The organism is Microbulbifer sp. ABF4_107, from assembly GCF_056312215.1.
In genome coordinates, this window is the sequence record NZ_CM149983.1 from 4,033,863 (window position 1) to 4,058,207 (window position 24,345).

Below are 24,345 nucleotides of genomic sequence, written 5' to 3' on the forward strand. Positions count from 1 at the left end.
CAAATTCCTGCGACAAAGCGGTGATTTCAACGAAATTCTTCGTCAAAGGCACTGGTCGCAAGATCCATACCGCAGTTCTGCAGCCCTGCTATACCGCGATCACGAAAATTCGAAGATGGCGAAGCTGCCGGTGCGCAGGGTCTGCTGGCTCAGGGTGACGGTGCGGGACTGGCCCGCGGCGACGATGTCGACGGTGTCTCCTTCCTGAAACAGGGGGGTGGGTAGCAGCAGTTCCGGTGGATGACCGGCGTCACCGGTAAGGAGCCCTGCCATGGGATCGGTGCGGCGCCCGTCCTTGGTATAGCGATGTACTCGCACCGCACTGGAGTGGCCGCCCAGCAATTCCACTCCCGCCCGGCACTGGTCCGGGAGCCCAAACTGCCAGCGCACCATTCCCACCTCCCAGCGCTCTTTTACTTTCAGGGCGATCAGATTGCCACTGTGCAGGCGTCCCTGGGTGCTGGGAGGCAGGCGCAGGCCGGCGCCGCTGTCGCTGGTATTGAGCAGGGTTGCAGGTATGGGGGCATAGCGCTGTTGCGGCGCTGTGGCTGCGGGGCCTGTGCCGCGGGAGACCGAAGGCGCGCTGGGCAGCGCGCCGCTATTGCCGTAAGCGCTCTTTCCGTAGGTGTAGTCGTCCGAGATGGAAACCTCGTAGTCCCTGCGCGCGCGGCCGGTGCGAAAATCGATGGAATCGACTTCCATTACCAGACTGCTGCCCTGGCCGGTGTCATTGCTGAATGCGGAAGATAGCGGAGCGGTCTCGCCACCCTGCTTCAGCTGATAGCAGATGGCGCTGATACCGATCACTACCTGGCAGCGTATGTCCACCGGGGTGCGCAGACTCGTGCGGGCCTTTTCCCCGGCCCAGATGCCCTGCACTTGGGTCAGCATATCCATGGACAAGTTGCCGGGTCGGCGCAGGCGTCGCTGCAGCTGAGACAGCGGTCTGGTCAGGTCTATTGGCCAGCCCAGGGGCATGGAAAAGTGTCGCAGGTCCACCCGGCTGCGCTGCAGGCGCACCGCGGGAATCGGTGGCTGATCCAGCTTGATGTTACACAGCAGGGTCTGCGCGGATTTTTCGGCCTTTTCCAGTAGCGCTGCCCTGCCGGCCCAGCGATCGCAGCACAGCCATAGCTGGAGCTGCTCATTCTCCGCCAGTTGCAGCGGGTTGGCACTGGCAAACAGGGCCGCTTGCAGGTAGGGCTGACAGAGTCTCTCCCAGCGATGGAGACGACGGCGCGCACTGGGGTTTTGCGGTTCCAGAGTACTGCCTGCCAGGGGATCCAGCACGCGCCGCTGAGACAGGTCGTGCTGACGGGCAAGGAACAGCAGGCGGTGTATGCCCGCCCAGCTGCCCTTGGGGGGCGCAAGATAGAAGTAACTGCTGATCTGGATCAGGCGGCGGTAGCTGTCGATCCCCCGATGCAGGGTCCGGGCAAGGCGGCGACGGAAGAACAGGGTGTGCGGCTCGGCAGAGAGCTGGCCGCAGACACTGGTGTAGGCCTGGGCCAAATGCTGGTAGAGGATCACCGCGGTGAGCAGGTCGCGGCGCTGTTCCTGGGTTTGGTTGTGGGGCGCGGCGTCACTCTGTGTCAGTTGCCCCAGAGCCAGAACGCCACAGTGCTCGGCGACGACCGGGCGCAGGACTTCCAGGCTTGCCAGGCGCAGGCGTACCGGCGCTCGCCAGCGGGCAATCTCTGCCAGCAGGCTGCGCAAGGTGCCCGCGTTGCGCTGGGCCCGCTGATCTGTGGGGTTTTCCCGCAGGTAGCTATGTAGCCAGCGTTTCAGTTGGCGATGGTTGCGGCAGCCACAGGCAAGCCTTTTCAGGTCGAGAACCGGCGGTGGGATTGGTGTGGCATGTGCGGCGCGCGTTTGGGCGCCCTGGCGAGTCGCGGGGTTATCGGGTCTGGTGTCAGATGTTGCCCTGGCTTCGCTGCCGGGGTGGGCCCGTTGCCCGAGTTCAGTATCTACTGCGTCCTGCATTGTACTAACCGGAGTTGCTATACGCGCAGTATACGGAGCGGCGTAATTTGCACAAACGCACCAGTTGAAAATTGCGTCCAAAATGTCGACTAAATCGCGAAAAAACTTATGAATATGCGCGAACAGGTTGCCTATTGGCTCTTTTGGGGTGGCTCTCCGGCGGGCTGGGGTGGATGTTTTGTGCGCAGGGGGATACCTGTAAGCAAGCGCGGAGCCGCCGGTGAATGGTTGGATGGCTCGCCGCTATTGCCGTGGCGACAGGTGATTTGCCGGAGGGATTACATCGGAGTTTTGGATTTTTCCGCCGGTATTTCCCGCACCAGGCGCGGCACCAGATAACCCGGCAGGCGCTGGCGGGCGGCTTCGACCAGTTCGCGGGCGCGATCGTCGTCTACTTCGAAGTGTGCGGCCCCCTGCACCCGATCGAGTTGGTGTAGGTAGTAGGGCAATACACCGCTGGCGAACAGCTTTTCCGACAGCTCGGCGAGGGCATCTTCGCTGTCGTTTACACCCCGCAGCAGTACCGCCTGGTTCAACAGGGTGACACCGGCGGTGCGCAGTCGCGCCAGTGCTGCTGCGACCTCTTTATCGATCTCGTTGGCGTGGTTGCAGTGCAGTACCAGTATCGGTTTCAGGCGGCTGTTGGCGAACCACTGCAAGAGCTCGTCGTTGACCCGCGACGGCGCGACGATGGGCAGGCGCGTGTGAATGCGCAGCTTGTCCAGCTGCGGTATCTGTTCCAGCTCTCCAGCCAGCCAGCCAAGTTGCTTGTCGCTCATTACCAGTGGATCGCCGCCGCTCAGGATGACTTCGCGCAGGTCCTTTTGGCTGCGGATATATTCCAGGGCCTGTTGCCACTGGCTGCGGTTGAGGTGGTTGTCGCTGTAGGGGAAGGCGCGGCGGAAGCAGTAGCGGCAGTTGACCGCGCACTGGCCGGCAGTAATCAATAGCAGGCGGCCGCGGTATTTGTGCACCACGCCCGGCACTGGATTGGCGTTGGCCTCTTCCAGCGGGTCGTCATTGAAGCCGGGGTTGGGCTGCAGTTCTGCTGCCGTGGGCAATACTTGCAGCAGCAGCGGGTCCTGGGGGTCGCCGGGGCGGATACGCTTGAGGAAGGGGCGCGGTACCCGCAGTTGGAAGGTGTCTGACGCGGCGGTCAGTGCTGGCAACTGTTGCGGGGCCAATTGCAGGAGGTCGAGCAGTTCCTGTGGGTCGGTGACCAGGTCGGCCATTTCTTCCTGCCAGCGGCGCGCGGGCGCAGTTTCGTCTCGGTCGCTGGCGATTTCGACGCGGCTGATTTCACGGGCGGGCTGGCGGTGCTGTATCATAGCGGGCTGTTTTTTGGCGCGGTGGCTGGTTACTGCTCAATTGCCCCTGGCGGGCCGCGCGAAGTTTAATCAATTTGACGGCGTTATGCTGATATTTCGAGGAGCTCATGGGTACATATTCCACTAACGAATTCAAAGGCGGCCTGAAGGTAATGCTGGACGGCGACCCCTGTTCCATTGTGGACAATGAGTTCGTGAAGCCCGGTAAGGGCCAGGCGTTCAACCGTGTGAAGCTGCGCAACCTGAAGACTGGCCGCGTGTGGGAGCGCACTTTCCGTTCCGGTGAGAGCCTGGAGTCTGCGGATGTGATGGACCGGGATATGGAATACCTCTACAACGACGGTGAGTTCTTCCACTTTATGGAGCCGGAGACGTTTGAGCAGCATCAGGCGGATGCGAAGGCGGTTGGCGATGCGGCGAAATGGTTGAAGGAGCAGGATGTTTGCGTGGTCACTCTGTACAACGGTGCGCCGCTGGCGGTGACGCCGCCGAACCATGTGATTCTGGAGATTACCGATACGGATCCGGGTGTGCGTGGTGATACGGCGCAGGGTGGCACCAAGCCGGCGACGCTGGCGACCGGTGCGGTGGTGAAGGTGCCGCTGTTCCTGGAGATCGGGGAGACCATCAAGGTGGATACCCGTACTGGGGAATACCTGGGTCGCGCCAAGGAAGACTAATGCTTTCCTGCCACCGTGGGCCCCGTTCTGGGCGTGCGATGGCGGCGAGTCACCGGGGATGGGTTTTCAGGACCGCTGTGAATACATCCCTGTACGCTGCGTCGGCGACGTCCCTGTCGCCGACGCTCCTGAAAACCCATCCCCGGCGCCTCGCCTTCTCTTCTGACTTCTCTGCCATTCGGCACGACTAAACTGCCTTAATCATTCTGGTTAATTCCTCTCATGTCTGACTCCCATTGGCGTCCTACCGCCTCACTGGAAAACCTTCGCCGCCGCGCCACTCTGCTCGCGGATATCCGCCGCTTTTTTGCCGAGCGGCAGGTGCTGGAAATGGAGGTGCCGATTCTGTCTCGTCGCGCTACCAGCGACCCGCATATCGATTCCATCGTGGCCGATTGCAGCGGTGCGCCGGCGTTTCTGGCGACGAGCCCGGAATTTGGTCTGAAGCGGCTGCTGGCGGCGGGGATTGGGGATTGTTATTACCTGGGTAAGGCGTTCCGCAATGGGGAGGCCGGGGGGCGGCACAATCCGGAGTTCACGATGCTGGAGTGGTACCGGGTGGGCTGGGATGACCACCGGTTGATGATTGAGGTGGGGGAGTTTCTGTCGTGGGTGCTGAAGATTTCCCATGTACGCTCGTACAGTTATCGGGCGCTGTTTCTACAGCATCTGGATGTGGATCCCCATCGGGCGTCGTTCGAGGAATTAAAGGTGGTGCTGGCGCGGGTGTTCGAGATTTCGTTTGAGCCGGCGGGGCGGGATGAGTGTCTGGACCTTTTGATGAGCCACCATATCGAGCCGGCTATGGGTGAGGGCATTACCCTGGTTTACGACTTTCCGGCAAGTCAGGCGGCACTGGCGCGGGTGGAGGAGGATGAGCTGGGGATGCCGGTGGCGCGGCGGTTTGAGGCGTATGTGGGTGGCATGGAGCTGGCGAACGGTTACTGGGAGCTGACGGATGCGCCGGAGCAGTTGCGGCGGTTTGAGGCGGATCAGCGGTATCGGGAAGATAATGACAAGCCGGTGAATCCGTTTGAGGAGCGGTTGGTGCAGGCGCTGGCCGCGGGGATGCCGAATTGTGCTGGCGTTGCACTGGGGGTGGACCGGTTGCTGATGCTGGCCTGCGGGGCGGGGCGGATCGATGAGGTCATTGCGTTTCCGATCGAGCGGGCCTGAGCCCGCGCAACTTTCTACTGGATAATCAGGCGGATTTCCGATTTTCATCCAGCTCATTATCCGGCGAGTGATGATTTGTGGCCGTGCGCGCACTGCCTCGCTCGGGAATAAATTCGTAACAGGTGACTTCACCGACGGCGTAGAAGCCGGCATTCAACCACAGGCCTTGCTGATCCTCGCCGACCAGTGCCACCGCGTGCTTGTGGTGGCTATTCATCACTTCTTTTACCAGCTGCTGGAACATGGCGGTACCGAGACCGCGGCCGCGGTGGTCGGGTAGTGTGCACAGGTCGTAGAAGCCGAGGGCGTCTGCGGAGGAGAACAGGCATCCGGTGGCGACGGGTTTGCCATCCAGCAGGCCCAAATGCAGTTTCAGGCGGCTGTGTTTGTGCTCCGGCAGTTCTGCCAGCTGGTGGTAGAACTTTTTGATCTGCGCGGTCTCCCGCGGGCAGTCCTGCATTTCCGCAATAAGGTCGCCGTAGACGATGATGTCCTCGGCGGTGCTGACGGGTTTGATTTCCAGACCTTCGGGGGGTGTTTCGTCGCTTGTCAGCTGTTTTACCTCGGCCGCCATGGCGATCTGCGGTGCCTGACGGCTGAGATTCAGGGCCTCCATTTCGGCATCGTCGAGAGATTTGCTGGCACAGTGCCACAGGGCGAAAGGCGCGTGACGTTCGGCGAAGTAATCCACCACAAAGCGCTGCAGGATGCGCGGTTGCATCACCGAGTTGCTGACCACCTGGTTAAAGCGTGAGGACAGCAGACCGCTGTCGGTGCGCAGCAGGCCGGTAATTTCCTTGGTCTGTTTGGGGTTTAAGAGATCGGCGCAGTACCCGGCTTTGTTTTCCAGGTTGCGGCATACGAGGTTTTTAGCGCTGAGACTGTATTTCATGGTTACAGAATAGTCCTGCCGTGGGTTGGCCGTATCTATTGTTCGCAACCTGTGACAGCAGAATCAGCGCAATTGATCCACCTTGGAGATGGCGCACTGGTCCATGGAGATGGCGGGCTGTTCACAGCTGGCGGTGCCGATGACTTTGGCGGGCACGCCGGCCACCAGAGATTTCTCCGGCACCGGTTTCAATACCACACTGCCCGAGGCAATCTGCGAGCAGCGGCCGATTTCGATATTGCCGAGGATTTTGCTGCCGGCGCCGATCAGTACACCACAGCGTACCTTCGGGTGGCGGTCGCCGGATTCCTTGCCGGTGCCGCCAAGGGTGACCGACTGCATGATGGATACATTGTCTTCCACCACCGCGGTTTCACCGATCACGATACCGGTGGCGTGATCCAGCAGAATGCCCTGCCCCAGTTGCGCGGCCGGGTGGATATCCACCCCGAACACCACCGAGATACGGTGCTGCACAAACAGCGACAGCGAGCGGCGGTTCTGTTGCCACAGCCAGTGGGCCACGCGCCAGGCCTGCAGGGCGTGGTAGCCCTTGAAGAACAGGAAGGGCTCGTAGAGCGAGTGGCAGGCGCTGTCGCGCTGCTCGATGGCGGCGAGATCCGCGCGCGCGGCAGTGCCGATGGTGGCATCGGAATCGAGCGCCTCGTCGATCACTTCGCGAATCAACAGTGCCGGCGCCACCGGGCTGTCGAGTTTGTTGGCCAGGTGAAAACTGAGCGCGGCTTCCAGGGTGTTGTGGTTGAGAATGGTGGCGTGCAGAAAGCTCGCCAGAATGGGCTCCCGCTCCACCTGCACCGATACGTCCCGGCGGATGCCTTCCCAGATCAGGTCCTGGGTCACTTCGGCTTTGGCTGTTTCCATCAGAGTTTGCTCCTTCTAGTGCTGATTGGTTCAGACCGCACCGAGGGTTAATGGCGGCTCCTGCAGGGCGGACAACTGCTCCCGCAGTGCCAGAATATGTTCCGCCCAGTAGCGCGGCGAATTGAACCAGGGGAAGGCCATGGGGAAGGCCGGATCCTCCCAGCGCCGCGCCAGCCAGGCCGCGTGGTGCATCTGGCGCAGGCAGCGCATGGGCTCAATCAATTGCAGCTGGGCCGGATCGAAAGGGTAGAAGGTTTCATAGCCTTCCACCACGGTGTCGAGGTAAGCGGTGGCCTCGGCGCGGTCACCGGAAATCAGCATCCAGATATCCTGGATCGCCGGGCCCTGTAGGCAGTCGTCCAGATCCACAAACCAGGGGGTGTCGTCCCGCCACAAAAAATTGCCGCTGTGGCAGTCGCCATGTAGCCGGATGGTCGGCCAGTCCTGCTCCAGCACCGGGGTAATCTGCTCAATGATATGCGCGGTAGTGGTGGCATAGGCCTCCACGTTTTCTCGCGGCAGGAAATCGCCGCCCAGAATAAATTCTCGGCTGTCGATGGCAAAGCGTTGCAGGCTCAGCGAGGTACGGTGCTCGAAGGGACGCGCCGCGCCCATGGCGTGAATGCGTCCGAGCATGGTGCCCACCTGTTCCAGATGGTCGAAATTGTCCAGCTCGATCTGGTGGCCGCCGCGGCGGGGAAACAGGGCAAAGCGGAAGCCGTGGGCCTCGTGCAGGGTCTGGCCATTGAATGCCAGTGGTGCCACCACCGGAATTTCCGCATCCGCCAGCTCCAGGGCAAACTGGTGCTCCTCGTTGATCTGCGCATCGCTCCAGCGACCCGGGCGGTAGAACTTCGCGATCAGCGGCTGCGCCTCGTCGATACCCACCTGATAGACGCGGTTCTCGTAACTGTTGAGGGGAAAAATACGCGCATCCGAGAGCAGCCCGAGGCTCTCCACGCAGTCGATCACCCGGTCCGGGGTGAGTGCATCATAGGGATGAGATGAGGCTTGAGAGGAAGTTGACGATTCGGTCATGGCGGTGCTCCAGTGAGCCTCGCAAAGCTCGGATTGGCAGGGGGCGCTATGCTAACGCGGTTGCCAGTGGCGGGCCAAATCAAAAAAGGAGCGGGCAGTGAAGTACATTTTTGAAGTCAAAATGAAACAGGGCCACAGTGCCGAGGAGTATGCAGAAGCCTGGGTGCGCGCCTCCGAACTGATCCAGCAGGCCCCCGGTGCTCAGGGCACCGAGCTGCACCGCAAAATCGGCGAGCCGGACAAGCTGATCGCCATCGCCCGCTGGCAATCCAAAGCGCACCGCGACGCCATGGAAAACAATCACAGTCCGGAAATCGAAAAGATCATCAAGAGTGCCGCGCCGTTTGTGGAAATTCGCAGCCTGGGCGGGTATGAAGAACCGGAGTGGGTAGTGCTGCCGCCAGACGGCGGCAGCGGAAACAGATCTGATTAGACGGCGATTTTTTCCAGCGCCAGACTGCCAATGGAATAACCCGCACCAAAAGAGCAGATCACCCCGGTGCTGCCCACGGGCAGATCGTCGCTGTTGCGGTTAAAGGCAATTACCGAGCCCGCACAACCGGTGTTGGCGAATTCATCCAGCACGATCGGCGCGCGCTCTGGTGTGGCGTCGTCGCCCATCAGTTTTTTCGCAATCAACAGGTTCATATTGATATTCGCCTGGTGCAGCCACCAGCGACTGATCGCATTGGGTTCAAAGCCCAATTCCTGAACCTGATTTTCCAGGTGCGCCGCCGCCATCGGACAGACTTCCTTGAACACCTTGCGACCGTTCTGGCGGAACAGCTTGCCCTCGCCGAACGGATCCACATCCGCGGCGCGGGAGGTGTAGCTGACGTTGGAGCGGATATTGTTGGAGAAAACGGTCTTCGCCTTGGTGCCGAGAATTTCCCACGCGGTTTCCGCGTTGCAATTGTCCTTGCGCTCCACCACCGTGGCCACCGCCACATCACCAAAAATAAAGTGGCTGTCGCGATCGGTGTAGTCCACCTGTGGCGAGGCCAGTTCCGGGTTGATCACCAGCACCGCCTTGGCGGAGCCGGAGCTGATCGCATCCACCGCACGCTGCAGCGCGAAGGTCGCAGAGGAACAGGCCACTTCCATATCAAACGCAAAACCGTCGATGCCCAGCTCGCCCTGGATTTCGATGGCAATCGCCGGGTAGGCGCGCTGCAGGTAGGAAGCACCCACAATCACCGCGTCGATATCTTCCGGTTTCTTGTTGGCCTTCTCCAGCGCCAGCTTCGCCGCCTTAAGACCCATCTCCGCCTGCAGGCACAGCTCTTCATCGGCGCGCTCCGGTAGATAGGGGCGCATACGCTCCGGATCGAGAATGCCCTCTTTGCTGATCACATAGCGGTTCTTAATCCCGGAGGCCTTCTCGATAAATTCTGCGGAAGAATAGGGTTTCGCCTGTAGTTCCCCGGACTCGATCGCATCGGCATTCTCGCGGTTATATTTCTCCGCAAAGGTATTGAGCGCCTGCACCAGCTCTTCATTGCTGATGGATTCCGGCGGCGTCCACAGCCCGGTACCGCTGATCACGATGCCGCGGGGCATTTTGAATTCACTCATGTTTCTGGGTCCCATCATCCTGTGCGTTACACCCGCGTGGGCCCTGTTCTTGGCGGGCCGGTTCGGGCGAACTCTATTTATAACGTTAGCAGCCGGTGGATTTTTGCGCAGCCGCCAAAAAGGGCGACTATTGTGGCGCCTGGAGTCACATTGGTCTAGAAACGAGCACGGGAGTACCGGTTGGTCAGGTTGGGGATCTGGCTGAGATGTGGGGGGAATTGGCCATGGCCGCTAAGCAGATACTTGGCGGCCTTTGAGTAAGTGGATTGAAGCTAAGCTGCCCAGTTCTGGTTGCCTTTGCCCAGAGTGTTCTGGCAAACGCCCTTGAGGCTGCGAGCGTGGCCACTGAGATCGTTATAGACGCTTTTCCCGATAATGTAACAACCGAGCCCAGCGGCGATGGTGCCAGCGGGACCCGCGGCTTGCATGGTGAGGTTAATGGCTTTTGCGAAAGTGTCGAAGCCGAAAGTGCCTACTGCACCACCCACACCAAGTTTAGCGATTATCGGTAAGAATCTATCTGAGTGCGCGCCATTGGTTTCGCGGTCCCATAGGTCATTTGTGTTCCGGTTAATACCTGCCAGGTCGAACCCTACCTGCTCGCAGAGTGTTTCCAGTTCTTTGGTTTTAGTGCCTTTGCCGCGAGGGTTGGAAAAGTACACGACCTGACGAGCGCGGACTTTTGAATCGTTTTCTGAATGCTGAAGCTTGGGGCCAGTTTTCAAAATCTTCATGGCGCGGACTAAAGTGCCAGCACCCTCGCCGTGAGCGAGCCAGTGTACGCGGGATTTCTGTCCCATGGCCTGCTGAAGCAAGGACGCCAGTTGATTGCTTTGGTGGTCGCTGCGGTAGCCACCATTTTGCCAGAAAAGGGAGTAGTGCTTGTTAGGTTTATCGATGGCGTGGCCGCGCAGCTCGCCAGCGTAGGCGTTGCGAATATGGTCGATTAATTTTGCGCCTGCTCGCTCTTTGTCATCAAACTTTCCTGCTACTGCGGCGTAATGGGCTTCCTTCCAGCGATGACGGAGATCTAATTTTGTATTTTCGATATTGTCTGTGAACCAACCTTCTCCCTTTTCCCCCGCTGAATATTTGACACGATAGAGACCTGTAGATTGTTGGTCACCTGCGGCCTGATATTTCTTATCCACATCCAAGTTTAAAAGCTTTACGTTCCCGTGCTCATCAATAAGGTAATGAATGGCAAACCCAGGCTGCGCTAAATGAGCGGGCTTATTCGAGCGACCACCAGCACGAGAGTTCAAGCTATATGCGGCGCGCATAATGGATCCTAGATAGTAGTCGCCTTCATGCGACTTCTTTATTGCCATCCAGTCAGCATAGTGGTCACTATGCACATAGATATTTCGGCTGGCATTTGGGTTGGAATGTTTCGGGATTAGTATTTTCCAATGATTATCTGGGGAACTCATAACTTGATCCTTGTTGAATGAATCCTTCGTTGCAGTCAATTAATGTGTCAGGGAGTAAATACGGGGTGTGGGCTACCGGGTTTGAGAATAACTATTTCCGGCTCATTGTTTTTTCCAGCGCGCCACTCAGGGTATTGCCATGATTCTGGTTCGCGATTCTCGCTAGCTCTGGCGTCGGGCCATTTTTTCTGTGCTTCAGATAGCTGCTCTATTGCTGTAGGAGCAAGGTCTAACTGAATCGAATTCAATATCGAATCTCTGACATTATTCATATTTTTGAGGCAGTCCTCTGCTGGCGCGTAGCCAAAATAACGGAACGAAATACTTAGGCAGTAGCGGTGTTCGAGAGGAAGAACTAATACACTAGTTCGAGATGCTAGCTCGAAAGGTTCGGGTTCAGAGGTGCAGTCTGAAAAATCACGGTGGGATTCAAAATAGATACCCGTTACTCCAGATTTTCGCTGTAACTGCCAGTTGAATGGTCCATTTTCTTTTGGGAAAGTTGGCTGTGCAGGTCCACCTGTACCAAAGTAGAGGGCTCGGTCGATTACTTGCTCTAGATGTGCCGGATTGAAACAGCTCATTCCTTCCGGCATGGCGTCTTGGCGTGAAATAGGCATGCTAAACGCTATAAAGCCATAGGGGCGAGAGCGCCAGGGGGGCCCGAAGAATTCCCAGTGGCGATTTGCCTTTGGCCCATGGTAGAAGGACGACCCACTCCGCTGCCATTCCGGTAACTCCTCATCGGTATAAAACATATCCGGGTCGTGTAGGTTGATGTGGCGTGGCGGAGGCTCCCGCCGGAACCCTTCGGAATCACTATGCGGTGGCAGCAGCATGGTTAGGCGGCTGCCGGAAATGTCGATCTCGATTTTCTCCCGCTGATTCAGGCCGGGAACGTAGGGGTGTTTGCGCGAGGCGAAGAGTCGTTTGAGCATGGAGAAATTTCGGGTTTGGCCTGATTGATAGGTTCATCGGATGTAACTTTACCGGAACATTCATAGGGATCCTAGCGGCTGGGAATTACCTGTTATTACAGGGTTTTAACTGGGACACCTGTGAAAATTATTCGGGTGTTTTGCGTGCGGGCTAAGGGTAATCCGGTTCTCTATGGCACTCGCGCCAATGCAAATGTACTTATGTTCTTTGCACCAGCATCCAGCAGCGACTGCGCCGCCGCCTCCACCGTAGCACCGGTGGTAATCACATCATCCACCAGTCCGATATGCAGTCCCTGTACCTTAGGATGCGCCTTAAAACTGCGAATCAGGTTTTTGCGCCGTTGGGTACGTTTCAGCTTCTGCTGGCTACCGGTGGCGGTGATCTTGCGCAGGGCGCGGGCGTTTACCGGGATGCGCCAGTGTTTGCCGAGGATATCCGCGATCAGCTGGGCCTGGTTGTAGCCGCGTTCGAACAGTTGCTTGCGCCAGTGCATGGGTACCGGCACAAGCAGGTCCGGGCGTTGATCTCCTTTTATCTGCGCTTTCAGCTGTTCGGCGGTGAGTTCGGCGAGGGTGCGGCCGGCGGCGAGGTCGCGGCGGTATTTGAAGCGCTGTACCAGTTGCGATATCGGATAGGCGTAGGTCCAGCTGGCGTAGCTGTTGGATTGGGGAGGGGGGTGTTGCAGGCAACCGGCGCAGGTGTGGTCGCTGGGGGCCGCCAGTGGGAGAGCGCATCGCTGGCAGGGGTGTTCCAGGCCCGGTAACTCCTGCTGGCAAGGGCCGCAGATGCCGAACTGCACCTCTTCCCCGCTACCGCACAGCAGGCAGCGCGCCAGGTGCCGGTCTACCGAGCGGCTGATAATCTGACCAAAAAGACGGTGTAACGCCACTGCAATCCTCCCTGATCGCAATTCTCCATTCAGCACCCGGATCGACACTTGTAAACCAGAGCTGGTTCTCTTGGTTGACAGCGAAGGGGGCACCGCTAAACTGACGAGCTTTACGGAATAACCCGGTTGTACGACCGATCACGACGCGGTGACCAGCGAGTCCCGCTGTCTGAGGAGAATAATCCCTGTGACTGCCAACCCGCAAATGTCTTCCGCGTCTTCGACCTACGGCCAGGTGCGCCACGACTGGACCCGCCAGCAGGTGCTGGACCTGTTTGCTATGCCGTTCAACGATCTGCTGTTCACCGCGCAGACGGTGCACCGCCAGCATTTTGACGCCAACCGGGTACAGGTGAGCACCCTCTGCTCCATCAAGACCGGCGCCTGTCCGGAAGACTGCAGCTACTGCCCCCAGAGTGCCCGCTACGATACCGGCCTGGAGCGCGAGAAGCTGATGAAGGTCGAGGCGGTGGTGGAAGAGGCCCGTGCGGCTAAGGCCAGCGGTGCCACCCGCTTCTGTATGGGTGCCGCCTGGCGCTCGCCGAAGAAAAAAGACATGCCTTATGTCACCAGGATGGTGAAGGAAGTGAAGTCCCTCGGGCTCGAGACCTGCATGACCCTGGGGATGCTCTCCGATGATCAGGCAAAAGACCTGGCGGACGCCGGCCTCGATTATTACAACCACAACCTGGATACCTCGCCGGAATACTACGGCGATATCATCACCACCCGCACCTACGAAGATCGCCTGAACACCCTGTCCAATGTGCGCGCGGCGGGTATGAAGGTGTGTGCCGGTGGCATTATCGGTCTGGGGGAAGAAGAGAAAGATCGCGCGGGGCTGCTGATGCAGCTGGCGAATCTGTCTGAGCAGCCGGAATCCGTGCCCATCAATATGCTGGTGAAAGTCGCCGGCACCCCGCTGGAAAACAACAAGGATCTCGATCCGTTCGAGTTTATCCGCTGCATCGCCGTGGCCCGCATCATGATGCCGAGGTCCCACGTGCGCCTGTCCGCCGGCCGCGAATCCATGAACGATGAGATGCAGTCCCTGGCGTTCCTCGCCGGTGCCAATTCCATCTTTTACGGGGAAAAACTGCTCACCACCGGTAACCCGGAAGCCAACAAGGATATGCAGCTATTCAACCGCCTTGGTATCAAGCCGGAGGAATACCACCAGCACGAAGACGAAGCGGCGGTGGAAGCGGAGCTGCAATCCCAGATTGCAGACCAACAAAATGAAACCCTTTATAACGACCACTTCTACGACGCCGCCAAGGCGTAAGTGCATCGGTTGTTGTGTCCAGCCTACAGAATTTTCTGAACACGCGCCTGGCCGAGCGCCGGGCGCAGCAGTTGTATCGCCAGCACAAAATTCTCGATGCCGCGCCGGGCCCGGTGGCGGTGGTCGATGGCCGCGAGCTGATCGCGTTCAGTAGCAACGATTACCTCGGCTTGGCCTCGCATCCTGAGGTGATCGCCGCGCAGCAGCGCGGCGCGCTCCTGGGCGCGGGGGCGACCGCCTCCCATCTCGTCAATGGCCATTTCGATATTCACCGGCAGCTGCAACACAAGATCGCCGAAGTCACCGGGCGCGAGGCCGCGCTGTTGTTTGGCAGTGGTTATATGGCCAATGTGGGCGCGATCAACGCGCTGGTGGGGCGCGGTGATTTTGTGGTGCAGGACAAGCTCAATCATGCATCGCTGATCGACGGCGGGCGTATTTCTGGCGCCCAGTATCTGCGCTTTGCCCACAATGACCTGCGCGGCCTGGAGCGGCAGCTCCGGCGCGCACGGGAAAAGTCTGACGGAAAAATCCTGCTGGCGGTGGACGGCGTCTACAGCATGGACGGTGATAGCGCGCCGCTCGCTGAAATGGCGTCTTTGTGTCAGCGCTTTGATGCCTGGTTGATGGTGGACGAGGCCCACGGCCTCGGCGTGATGGGCAGCGATGAATTTCCCTGTGCCGGTAGCGTTGCCGCAGCGGGGCTGGATCAGGATTCTGCACCTATCGTCATGGGTACACTGGGCAAGGCCGCTGGTAATGGCGGTGCCTTTATTGCCGGTTCTCAAGCTCTGATCGATTATCTGACCCAGTTTGCCCGCACCTATATTTACACCACCGGCATGCCACCGGCGGTGGCGGCGGGCTGTCTGCGCGCACTGGAATTGATGCAGCAGGAGCCATTGCGGGAAACCCTGCAGCAGCGCATTGCTTATTTTCGCGAGCGCGCCGCCGCACTCGAACTGCCGCTGGAAAACTCCACCAGTGCGATTCAGCCGCTGGTGCTGGGCTGCGAAAAAACCGTAATGGATGTTGCCGGACAGTTGCAGAAAGCGGGCTACCTGGTCGGGGCCATTCGCCCACCCACGGTGCCCGCTGGCACCGCGCGCCTGCGTATCACCCTCTCGGCTGCACACACGGAGATTCAGATCGACGGATTACTGTCTGCACTGGTCGAGGCGCTGGCAGCAATCAAAGGTCGCGAGGTGGCGGTATGAACCTGGCGCTGATCCACGGTTGGGGCGGCGACGCGCGCTGCTGGCAGTCACTGTTCGTACAGCTGGAAGGATTGTTCGGGGAGACCGTCAATATCGAGCTGCCGGGCTTCGGTGCGCGGGCGCAGGAGTCCTGGCCGAATACCGACGAACTGCTTGCTCAACTGGAAGCACAGCTACCCGAGGATTGTGTACTGATCGGCTGGTCCCTGGGCGGAATGCTGGCAGCGAGAATGGCGGCGACAAGCAGTAAAGTTCGCGGCCTGATTACCATTGCCAGCAATGGTAGCTTTGTTGCACGGGACGATTGGCCGGGAATGGATGAAAGTGTCTTTGCAGAGTTCTGCCGCGCCCAGCGTGAGGCTCCGGAGAAAAACGTCGCGCGCTTTTGCGGCCTGGAGGCGCGCGGTGACTCGGAGATGCGCAGCTTGTTAAAAGCCCTGAAGGGCTGGCAGCCTGCGCCGATTCCGCAAAGCTGGTCGGATGCACTGAACTGTTTGGGTGAGCTGGATAACCGCGCTTTACTGGCGAATCTAAAAATCCCCGCGTTGCATATTTTCGGCGATGGGGATGCATTGGTCCCGGTCGCTGCAGCGCGTGAAATTGAGGTCCTGAGCGCGCAGGTCGAAATCATTCCCAATTCGGGTCACTGCCCGCATCTGAGTCGTCCGCAAGAAATTACCGGGCTCATCAAGGGCTTTGTTGCGCCACTAAACCATAACTCAGCACCACTGGAAAAATCCTCGGTGGCGCGCGCCTTCGGTCGTGCGGCCGCAAGCTACGATGCCGCGGCCCATTTACAGCGCGCGGTTTGCCGCGAGCTGTTGAGCCGCGCCGGAGAAAGCTGGTCGCCGAAACGGATTCTCGATCTCGGCAGCGGCACCGGCTACGGCAGTGCGCTGTTGCGCAAACGCTTCCCCGATGCGGAAATCATCGCCCTAGATATCGCCCCGCAGATGCTGGGCTACGCCCGTGAGCATCGCCCGGCGGCGAATGGTTACGTGGCCGCGGACGCGGAGCAGTTACCGCTGGCGGACGGAACGATCGATCTGGTGTTTTCCAGCTTCGCCCTGCAGTGGTGCTACGATTTGCCGAAACTGTTTGCCGAGATCCGCCGCGTAATGAGCCCTGCTGGCAATACCCTGATTTCCACCCTGGTGCCGGGCACCTTGCGAGAACTGGAAACGAGCTGGGCGGCGGTGGACGATGCGGTACACGTAAACCGTTTCCTGGAGGTCGACGACTGGCGCAGTGCCTGCGAAAGTAATCATCTGGATTGCGCAAGCAGCACCGAACAGCGCGCCTTACACTTCAATAAGCTCAAAACCCTGATGCAGGAACTGAAAAGTATCGGTGCCCACAACGTCAATCGCGCAGCGGGCAAGGGGCTGCTGAGCCGGGAAAAGTTGCGCACGCTGACCGAAGCCTATGAACGGCAGCGCACCCCCGCAGGCCTACCGGCCACGTATCAGGTGCTGTATCTGCAATTGGCACACCGTGACGCTGATGCGGCTGCATTGGGCGTAGCCGCATCCGTTTAACGGCCGCTATTGGGGAATAAACGCCACCACCCGAGTCGGGCCACCACTGCCACCGCGAATTTTCATCGGCAGTGCAATCAGCGTGAAGCCCTTGTCTGGTAATGACTTGAGATTCGCCACATTTTCCAGAGCGGGAATGTTCCGTTTGAATAATTCCCGGTGGGTTCTGAAAAGCCTGGATGCACCGTAATCAATGCTCGGCGTATCCAGCCCCACCGCTTTCACCCCGCGCTTCTCGGCGAGAAAAATCGCCGCCTCCGGCGATAGCCCCGGGAAGTTCAATTTTGCCACTGCCGCGTCACCGCGCTCGGCGGTGCCCATATATTTTTCCGCATCCGGCCAGTACTGCGCATTGCCGGTATCGAACAGCACGATGGTGTCTTTTGCGATAGTGCCGTGCTGATTTTCCCAGCGTTCAATATCCGCGACGGAAATCAGGTAATTGCGGTCCGCCTTATCTTTTTTACCGACTTGATCTGCTACGCGGATCACGATCCCGGGGCCAATCAACTGCTCAAGGGGTATTTTGTCCACGCTGATATGGTCGCGGGCAAAGTGTACCGGTGCGTCGACATGGGTACCGCCGTGCTCAGCGGTCGCCAGGTTGTAGGCGGAGTAGTAATAACCTTTGTCTGTCTCCCCGGCGAACACTGTGCTCTTGGCAAACTTATCGGCCGTCGGCCAATAGAGAGTGTCGTCGGCGAAATCGTGGGACAGGTCAATCCAGCGGCCCTGGGGAAAAACGTCGGCCAATGGTGGGGAAGAAAAAGCCGTGGTGATCCACGTGGTTGCCAGTAGGGTGATTGCCAGGAGTCGGGACGTCCGTGTCCGCAGGTGCATAACAGTTCCTTGTTGATTTATTCGCGATTAAACCTGCACCACCACATACACCTCGCGGCCATCCCGCTGGGTGGGCATAAAATAGTGGCCGCCGTAGCGGTAGTACTGGATGCCGTTGATTACTTCTGCGCTATAGCCAGTGGGCAGGGTCTCCACCACCTGGCCAGGGCTGTAGGCGGCCCCGTGAGCTACCGGTCCCGATGTGGTTGTTGTGGTGGTAGTAACGGTGGTGGTGACTGCAGCCGGTGCAGGAACCACCACGTAGCGGTTCACCGGCGGTTGCCACTGATAGTAGGCGCCCCCGTACTGATAGTAGGTGAAGCCACCGACCTGAACCCGCACCGCACTGGCGGGCAACGTCAGCACCGCAGCTCCCAGAGGTGCCGCCACGGTCACGTAGCCCCGGGGGCCTGGGCGATAGAAGGCGCCGCCACCGTAGAAATAGGGCCGACCGCCCACGTTCAGGTTTACAAAGCCACCGGGCAGTACCGGAACCGTCACACCGATGCCAATTCGTGGACCCCGGTAGCGTGGGCCCCAATATCCGCGATGATGATGGCCCGGGCCGTGATAATGGCCGCGATGACCGCCGTGTGCGGAAGCTGGCGGTGCGGCAAAGGCCATCGACAGCAGGGCTGCGACGCCTACGCCGAACGTCAAAATTTTTGCCGTTTTGTTCATTGAATCCCCCGCGAAGCGAGCACTTACTATTGAACAAATAATAAACGCATCTGGCGATGCGCGCTACGGGCGGCGCCCAATCGATCGTTAAGAATTGTCATTTCAGCGCATTGGTGGCGGTGACCCGTGGGCCACTGCACTGCTCTCAATGTCGATTGCGCTGGACGATACCCATCAGTTTGTACAGCAGCTGTGCCGCGCCAAATTCGTAGGCGTGGAAGGCTTCGATGGGGGCGAACTCCAGCAGGTCAAAGCCGATGATTTCCCGCTGCTTGGCGACAGATTCGAACAGGTTGAGAGTCTGGTACCAGCCGAGACCGCCGGGTACCGGGGTGCCGGTAGACGGGAAGACCGATGGGTCCATGCCGTCGATATCCAGGGTGAAGAACACCTTGCTGGGGAAGTCTTCCGGCAGCTCGATGGACTGGATCTGGGTGGGCACCAGCTGGTGGGCGTCCAGGTAGCGCACGTTGTATTGCTTGCGCGCTTGCATCTCTTCTTCACAGTAGGCGCGAATCCCCAGCTGATACAGCGGGATACCCGCTTCACACACCAGGCGCATAACGCTGGCGTGGCTGTGTTTGTGGCCTTCGTAGCGGTCGCGCAGGTCGGCGTGGGCGTCGATCTGTACCACGCCGAAGTCGCTGATCCCGGCGTCCAGGTAGCCTTTGATAATGCCCCAGGTGACGGAGTGTTCTCCGCCGATACCCACGGGCATTTTTCCCTGTCTGAGAATATCGGTGGTGGCGCTGGCGATATTGTCCATGACTGTTTCGGCGGGGCCGCTGACGTCTACCGGGTCGCGGGTGTAGATGCCGAGTTCACAGGGGGACGAAAAGTTATCGAAGGTTTCCAGCTGGTGGGACGCTTCGATAATCGCCGCCGGGCCCTTGCCGGTACCACCGCCGTAGGAGACGGTTTCTTCGTACGGTATCGGCAGAATATGGAACAGGGCATCTTCGGGCTTCGGCTGCTCGATTTCGGAACCGAGGAAAATGTTGGGGTCTTCTTGGTGCATGGGTTCTTTGTAACCGTTTGTGGCGGCGGAGTGGCGGGTGCAGGTTTTCAGGACCGCTGTGAACCCATCCCTGGGCGCTGCGGCGCAAACATCCTGTTTGCGACGCTCCTGAAAACCTGCACCCGCCACTCCACCTTCGCTTCAAGTATTCAGCTCCGTGGTATTTGAGTACGTATTCCTCTCAAGTACCTTACGAAGCAGTATGGCTAGATATTAAGGTGAAGTGCCGGGTGAAAGGTTTCAAAAGCGTCGGCGACAGGGACGTCGCCGACGCAGCGTACAGGGATGTATTCCCAGGGGGGCGCCTAGCTCGGTTTTGAAACCTTTCACCCGGTGCTTCACCGCCACCGCAATTGCTTCAGAGCTCCTGCGGTGGGTGGGCGTCACGAGAGGCGACTTTTAAAGTCCTCGTACCCGAATTCTTTGATCATTCGCAATTCGTCGGTATCCGAATTCCACAAAGCAATGGAAGGTAAAGGAATGCCGTTGAAGGTATTGGTTTTGACCATGGTGTAGTAGGCCATTTCTTCAAACACAATCCGGTCGCCGATTTTCAGTGGATCGGCAAAACTGTATTCGCCAATTCTGTCACCCGCGAGACAACTCTGCCCGCCCAGCTGATAGGCGTGGGGGAGTTCCTCCGGCAGTGATGCACCGGTGATTTCCGGGCGGTAAGGCATCTCGATCACATCCGGCATATGGCAGGTAGCGGAGACATCGAGGATCGCCTGGTTCTTGCCGTTCCAGGCCAGGTCGACCACCTCGCCGACCAACACACCGCAAAATAGCGCAACCGCTTCGCCGGGCTCCAGATACACCTGCACATCGTGCTTCTCGGAAAAAGCTTTCACGGCACTGATCAGTTCTTCCACCTGATAATCGCAACGGGTGATATGGTGGCCGCCGCCGAAGTTGATCCACTGCATTTGCGGAATCAGATCGCCAAACTTTTCTTCCACCGCCTTGATGGTGCGCTCCAACGGCTTGAAGTCCTGTTCACACAAAGTGTGGAAATGCAGGCCGCTAATACCGGTTAAGTCTTCGCCGTCAAACAGCGAGCGCACGATACCCAGGCGCGAGCAGGGCGCGCAGGGATCGTAGATCGGGGTGTGACCTTCCGAGTGTTCCGGGTTGATGCGCAGGCCGAACTGCAACTCCGGGCGCTTCTTCTGCGCTTCCAGGCACAAAGACTTGTAGCGTTTCCACTGGGAGAACGAATTGAAGATTACATGGTGCGCGAACTCGAGGATGTCTTTCAGTTCCTGCTCTTTGTAGCCGGCACTGAAAACGTGTACCTCTTTGCCCTTATCCTTGCCGCCGTACTCTTCGAAGCCCAGTCGCGCTTCGTTGATGCCGCTGGCGCAGGTGCCGGAAAGATACTCCGCGACGATGGGCCCGATGCTGAACATCGAAAACGCTTTCAGCGCGGCGAGCACCTTGGCGCCGCTGCGCTTTTGCACATCGGCGAGGACTTCGAGATTGTCGCGCAGGGCGATTTCGTCCACTACGAAGCACGGGGTGGAAACGCGGGTGGGGTCGAATTCGCCGAAGTAGTCTTTGCGGGGAGTGAGGTCCATAGGTGGGAGGTGTGGTTCCTGAAAGTCTATCGCGTGGAATACTGGACCCCGGCCTTCGCCGGGGTGACGGTGATCGTCATACCGGCGAAGGCCGGTATCCAGATGGAAAGGTTAAACGAACGGTTTGTCCAACCAGGTTTCCTGCCAGGGCAGGCCGTACTTGTTCAGGTCGTCCATAAAGGGATCGGGATCCAGCTGCTCCATATTCCACACGCCGGGCTTCATCCACTTGCCTTCCATCATCATCTTGGCGCCGATCATGGCCGGCACACCGGTGGTGTAGGAAATGGCCTGGGACTGCACTTCCTTATAGGCCTCCTGGTGATCGCAGATGTTGTAGACGTAGTAGATTTTCTCTTCGCCGTCTTTCACACCCTTGATGATGTTGCCGATACAGGTCTTGCCCTTGGTCAGCGGGCCGAGGCTCGCCGGGTCCGGCAGCAGTGCCTTCAGGAACTGAATCGGCACAATTTCCTGGCCCTGGAATTCAATCGGCTCGATGCTGGTCATGCCCACATTCTGCAGCACTTCCAGGTGCTTCAGGTAGCTGGCACCGAAGGTCATCCAGAAACGCGCGCGCTCGATTTCCGGGAAGTGCGTGGACAGGGATTCCAGCTCTTCGTGATACAGCAGGTACAGGTCTTTCTCACCGATACCTTCCGGGAACTCGAATACCCGCTTTTCTTCCATGGGCTTGGTGGTCACCCATTTGCCGTCTTCCCAGTAGCGACCATTCGCGGTGATCTCGCGGATGTTGATCTCCGGGTTGAAGTTGGTGGCAAACGGCAGGCCGTGATCACCGGCGTTACAGTCCAGGATGTCCAGGGTCTTGATGCGGTCGAAGTGGTGCTTCTTGGCATAAGCGGTGAACACGCTGGTGACACCCGGATCAAAACCACTGCCCAGCAGCGCCATCAGGCCGGCTTTCTCGAACTTGTCTTTATAGGCCCACTGCCAGCTGTACTCGAACTTGGCCTCTTCCGGCGGTTCGTAGTTGGCGGTGTCCAGGTAGTGCACACCGGTTTCCAGGCACGCATCCATAATGTGCAGGTCCTGGTACGGCAGGGCCACGTTGATGACCATGTCCGGTTTGACCTTTTCGATCAGCGCGACCATTTCCTTGACGTTGTCCGCATCCACTTCCGCGGTATCGATTTTGCGCGGCAGCATATCGGCGATCTTGTCGCACTTGGATTTGGTGCGGCTGGCGAGCGTAATATTCTCGAATACTTCTTCAACCTGCGCACATTTGTGTGCAACCACCTGACCGACGCCGCCGGCGCCTACAATCAGAACGTTGGCCATATTTTTTCTCCCTGATTCTGATATTGGGAAAACCAATGAATTGTTATTTAAAGCTATTTTGTGAGCGACGGAATTTCTGCCCGCTATTTCTCAAAATAGGTGTAACCACTCATGCTCGCGGTGTAGGTATGCAGAATATCCTTCCGCTGCTGCGGCGTGATCCGCTTCTCTTTGACCGCCCGCTCCGCCAGTTTGCGGAAACGCTCAAACAGATCCTGGGGTGAGTACTCGACGTAACTCAACACGTCGGCAATGCTGTCCCCGTGAATTTCACGGCTGTAATCCACACTGCCATCTTCTTCAATGCGCACACTCACCACGTTGGTATCACCAAACAGGTTGTGCAGGTCACCCAGGGTTTCCTGATAGGCACCCACCAGGAAGGTCCCGAGAATGTACTCTTCGCCCTCTTTCAGCGAGTGCACCGGCAACGTCTTGCGCACATCCTGGCGGTCGATAAAGCGATCGATCTTGCCGTCGCAGTCGCAGGTGATGTCCGCGATAATCGCCGAACGGGTCGGCGCTTCATCCAGACGGTGCACCGGCACCAGCGGGAACAGCTGGTCGATGGCCCAGATATCCGGCAGGGACTGAAACACACTCACGTTCGCGTAATAAATGTCGGACAGCACCTCAGGTAAGGCCTGCAAGTCCACCGGTATCTGCTCCACCTCGTCCAGTAGCTTGCGAATTTTCTGCGCGCACTGCAGGAACAGATTCTCCGCCAGCGCGCGGTCCCGCAGGCTTACCTGGCCGTGCAGGTAGAGTGCGCGGATCTCGTCGCGATAGTAGAGGCCATCGTTGTAACTCTCCTGCAGATTTCGCGGCGTCACACTCTGTAGCGCGTGCTGCAGGTTCTTCAGCATCGGGTGCGCGTCTTCGCCGATCTGGTCTTCCTCCAGCTCGATAGGTTCGAAGCTGGTGGTATCCAGAATGTTGAACAGCAATACCGACGAATAGGCTACCGTGGCGCGGCCGGACTCGGTAATGATCACCGGATGCTCCACGCCCTCACTGTCCAGGGTGCCCATGATGGCTTCCACCACGTCCACACAGTACTCGTCCAGGGAGTAGTTCTTGGAGTGGGTATAGTTGGTTTTGGAGCCGTCATAGTCCACCGCCAGGCCACCGCCAAGATCCAGGTAACCCATGGCTGCGCCTTCTTCCACCAGGTCCGCGTAGTAGCGGCAGGCTTCCAGCACACCGGTGCGGATGTCGCGGATGTTCGGCACCTGCGAGCCCAGGTGGTAGTGCAGCAGCTTCAGGCAGTGCAGCATATTGTGGTCGCGCAGCTTGTCGACCATCGCGATCAGGTCGTTACTGCCGAGGCCGAAAATACTGCGGTCGCCACTGGTGGCATTCCAGTAGCCTCCCACCTTGCTCGCCAGTTTTACCCGCACGCCGATATTGGGCTCGACCTTCTCGCGCTCGGCACAGTGGATGATGGTGTCCACTTCCGAGGGGGTTTCCACCACGAAGAATACCTGTACGCCGAGACGCTGGGCCTGCAAGCCCAGATTGATGAACTCTTCGTCCTTGTAGCCGTTGCACACAATCAGCGCGTCGGTGTTGTCGAGGATCGACAGCGCCGCGATCAGCTCCGCCTTGCTGCCCGCTTCCAGCCCGTGACCGAACTGACGACCGGCCTTGGCGATCTCTTCGATCACCTGGCACTGCTGGTTCACCTTGATCGGGAATACGCCGCGGAACACATTCTTGTAGCCGCTGCTCTCGATGGCGCTGCGGAAAGAATTGTTGATGCGTGCGATCTGGGCGTCGAGCAGGTTTTCAAAGCGCACCAGCAGGGGCATGCCAAGGCCGCGCTCGGTGGCGCCGTGGGCGATATCCAGCAGGGAAACCGCATGCAAATCACCGGCTTCGTTCTTCACTTCCACGGTGATTTCGCCGGACTGGTTCAAATTGAAGTAGCCGGCGCCCCAGTTGCGGATGCCGTAAAGCTCTGCGGAGTCTTCGCAGGTCCAGTTTTCGATTTGTTGCTGTTTCATGGCGCCTTTTCAGTTGGAAGAACCTCTGGGGTTCTGAAAGCGTTCTCCGAATTGAGTTCC

The 24,345-nt window shown here is 58.8% G+C and carries 21 protein-coding genes; 6 read left to right on the forward strand and 15 right to left on the reverse strand.

Annotated elements, in window-relative coordinates; all coding sequences use genetic code 11:
- Positions 1-99: 99 nt before the first annotated feature.
- A complete protein-coding gene (locus ACYX4K_RS16580) occupies positions 100-1,983 on the reverse strand; it encodes a hypothetical protein (protein WP_475091048.1) in 1,884 nt (627 codons plus the stop codon).
- 278 nt (positions 1,984-2,261) lie between these two features.
- Complete coding sequence (epmB, locus tag ACYX4K_RS16585) at positions 2,262-3,311, reverse strand: EF-P beta-lysylation protein EpmB (RefSeq protein ID WP_475091047.1); 1,050 nt, start codon at positions 3,309-3,311, stop codon at positions 2,262-2,264.
- A gap of 107 nt (positions 3,312-3,418) precedes the next feature.
- Between epmB and efp the strand changes: the two genes are divergently transcribed.
- Together efp and epmA are read left to right on the forward strand one after the other, a co-directional pair.
- A complete protein-coding gene (gene efp, locus ACYX4K_RS16590; RefSeq protein ID WP_475091046.1) occupies positions 3,419-3,991 on the forward strand; it encodes an elongation factor P in 573 nt (190 codons plus the stop codon).
- Positions 3,992-4,213: 222 nt separating this feature from the next.
- Complete coding sequence (gene epmA, locus ACYX4K_RS16595) at positions 4,214-5,167, forward strand: EF-P lysine aminoacylase EpmA (RefSeq protein ID WP_475091045.1); 954 nt, start codon at positions 4,214-4,216, stop codon at positions 5,165-5,167.
- A 25-nt stretch (positions 5,168-5,192) separates the two neighbouring features.
- On the opposite strand, the gene ACYX4K_RS16600 is transcribed toward epmA, so the two are convergent.
- The 3 genes from ACYX4K_RS16600 to ACYX4K_RS16610 all read right to left on the reverse strand — a co-directional run bounded on the left by ACYX4K_RS16600 (position 5,193) and on the right by ACYX4K_RS16610 (position 7,979).
- Positions 5,193-6,059: a GNAT family N-acetyltransferase gene (locus tag ACYX4K_RS16600; RefSeq protein WP_475091044.1), complete on the reverse strand. Its 867-nt coding sequence runs from the start codon at positions 6,057-6,059 to the stop codon at positions 5,193-5,195.
- 63 nt (positions 6,060-6,122) lie between these two features.
- Positions 6,123-6,941: a serine O-acetyltransferase gene (gene cysE / locus ACYX4K_RS16605; protein ID WP_475091043.1), complete on the reverse strand. Its 819-nt coding sequence runs from the start codon at positions 6,939-6,941 to the stop codon at positions 6,123-6,125.
- A 30-nt stretch (positions 6,942-6,971) separates the two neighbouring features.
- Positions 6,972-7,979, reverse strand: a complete 1,008-nt coding sequence (locus ACYX4K_RS16610; RefSeq protein ID WP_475091042.1) for a serine/threonine protein kinase — start codon at positions 7,977-7,979, stop codon at positions 6,972-6,974.
- Between the two features lie 97 nt (positions 7,980-8,076).
- Between ACYX4K_RS16610 and ACYX4K_RS16615 the strand changes: the two genes are divergently transcribed.
- The gene (locus ACYX4K_RS16615; RefSeq protein WP_475091041.1) at positions 8,077-8,412 is read left to right on the forward strand and encodes an antibiotic biosynthesis monooxygenase family protein; all 336 of its coding nucleotides are present in this window, start codon (positions 8,077-8,079) and stop codon (positions 8,410-8,412) included.
- On the opposite strand, the gene ACYX4K_RS16620 is transcribed toward ACYX4K_RS16615, so the two are convergent.
- The 4 genes from ACYX4K_RS16620 to ACYX4K_RS16635 form a co-directional block, all read right to left on the reverse strand.
- Positions 8,409-9,554: a beta-ketoacyl-ACP synthase III gene (locus ACYX4K_RS16620; protein ID WP_475091040.1), complete on the reverse strand. Its 1,146-nt coding sequence runs from the start codon at positions 9,552-9,554 to the stop codon at positions 8,409-8,411. The two genes, ACYX4K_RS16615 and ACYX4K_RS16620, sit on opposite strands and share 4 nt — an antisense overlap.
- Before the next feature lie 272 nt (positions 9,555-9,826).
- Positions 9,827-10,987 carry a hypothetical protein gene (locus ACYX4K_RS16625; protein ID WP_475091039.1) on the reverse strand — a complete coding sequence of 387 codons (1,161 nt, stop codon included), beginning with the start codon at positions 10,985-10,987 and terminating at the stop codon, positions 9,827-9,829.
- A 47-nt stretch (positions 10,988-11,034) separates the two neighbouring features.
- The gene (locus ACYX4K_RS16630; protein ID WP_475091038.1) at positions 11,035-11,925 is read right to left on the reverse strand and encodes a hypothetical protein; all 891 of its coding nucleotides are present in this window, start codon (positions 11,923-11,925) and stop codon (positions 11,035-11,037) included.
- Between the two features lie 170 nt (positions 11,926-12,095).
- Entirely contained in the window at positions 12,096-12,818 is a 723-nt protein-coding gene (locus ACYX4K_RS16635) for a double zinc ribbon domain-containing protein (protein WP_476178732.1), read from the reverse strand.
- A 205-nt stretch (positions 12,819-13,023) separates the two neighbouring features.
- Here ACYX4K_RS16635 and bioB point away from each other — a divergent pair, with 205 nt between their 5' ends.
- From bioB to bioC, 3 genes are read left to right on the forward strand one after another with little or no spacing between them, the layout of a single operon-like run.
- Complete coding sequence (gene bioB, locus ACYX4K_RS16640; RefSeq protein WP_475093899.1) at positions 13,024-14,103, forward strand: biotin synthase BioB; 1,080 nt, start codon at positions 13,024-13,026, stop codon at positions 14,101-14,103.
- A 14-nt stretch (positions 14,104-14,117) separates the two neighbouring features.
- Positions 14,118-15,320 (forward strand): 8-amino-7-oxononanoate synthase, encoded by a 1,203-nt coding sequence (gene bioF / locus ACYX4K_RS16645; RefSeq protein WP_475091036.1) that lies wholly within the window; start codon positions 14,118-14,120, stop codon positions 15,318-15,320.
- Positions 15,317-16,858 carry a malonyl-ACP O-methyltransferase BioC gene (gene bioC / locus ACYX4K_RS16650; protein WP_475091035.1) on the forward strand — a complete coding sequence of 514 codons (1,542 nt, stop codon included), beginning with the start codon at positions 15,317-15,319 and terminating at the stop codon, positions 16,856-16,858. The genes bioF and bioC overlap by 4 nt, the downstream gene beginning before the upstream one ends.
- 6 nt (positions 16,859-16,864) lie before the next feature.
- Here bioC and ACYX4K_RS16655 read toward each other — a convergent pair whose 3' ends face one another.
- The 6 genes from ACYX4K_RS16655 to speA all read right to left on the reverse strand — a co-directional run bounded on the left by ACYX4K_RS16655 (position 16,865) and on the right by speA (position 24,285).
- Positions 16,865-17,698, reverse strand: coding sequence for a cyclase family protein (locus ACYX4K_RS16655; protein WP_475091034.1), 834 nt, complete (start codon positions 17,696-17,698; stop codon positions 16,865-16,867).
- 27 nt (positions 17,699-17,725) lie between these two features.
- A complete protein-coding gene (locus tag ACYX4K_RS16660) occupies positions 17,726-18,379 on the reverse strand; it encodes a DUF6515 family protein (RefSeq protein ID WP_475091033.1) in 654 nt (217 codons plus the stop codon).
- Between the two features lie 145 nt (positions 18,380-18,524).
- Positions 18,525-19,397: an agmatinase gene (speB, locus tag ACYX4K_RS16665; RefSeq protein ID WP_475091032.1), complete on the reverse strand. Its 873-nt coding sequence runs from the start codon at positions 19,395-19,397 to the stop codon at positions 18,525-18,527.
- Positions 19,398-19,780: 383 nt separating this feature from the next.
- Entirely contained in the window at positions 19,781-20,974 is a 1,194-nt protein-coding gene (nspC, locus tag ACYX4K_RS16670; RefSeq protein ID WP_475091031.1) for a carboxynorspermidine decarboxylase, read from the reverse strand.
- Between the two features lie 111 nt (positions 20,975-21,085).
- Entirely contained in the window at positions 21,086-22,279 is a 1,194-nt protein-coding gene (locus ACYX4K_RS16675; protein WP_475091030.1) for a saccharopine dehydrogenase family protein, read from the reverse strand.
- Positions 22,280-22,362: 83 nt separating this feature from the next.
- Positions 22,363-24,285, reverse strand: a complete 1,923-nt coding sequence (gene speA / locus ACYX4K_RS16680; RefSeq protein WP_475091029.1) for a biosynthetic arginine decarboxylase — start codon at positions 24,283-24,285, stop codon at positions 22,363-22,365.
- Between the last annotated feature and the right edge of the window lie 60 nt (positions 24,286-24,345).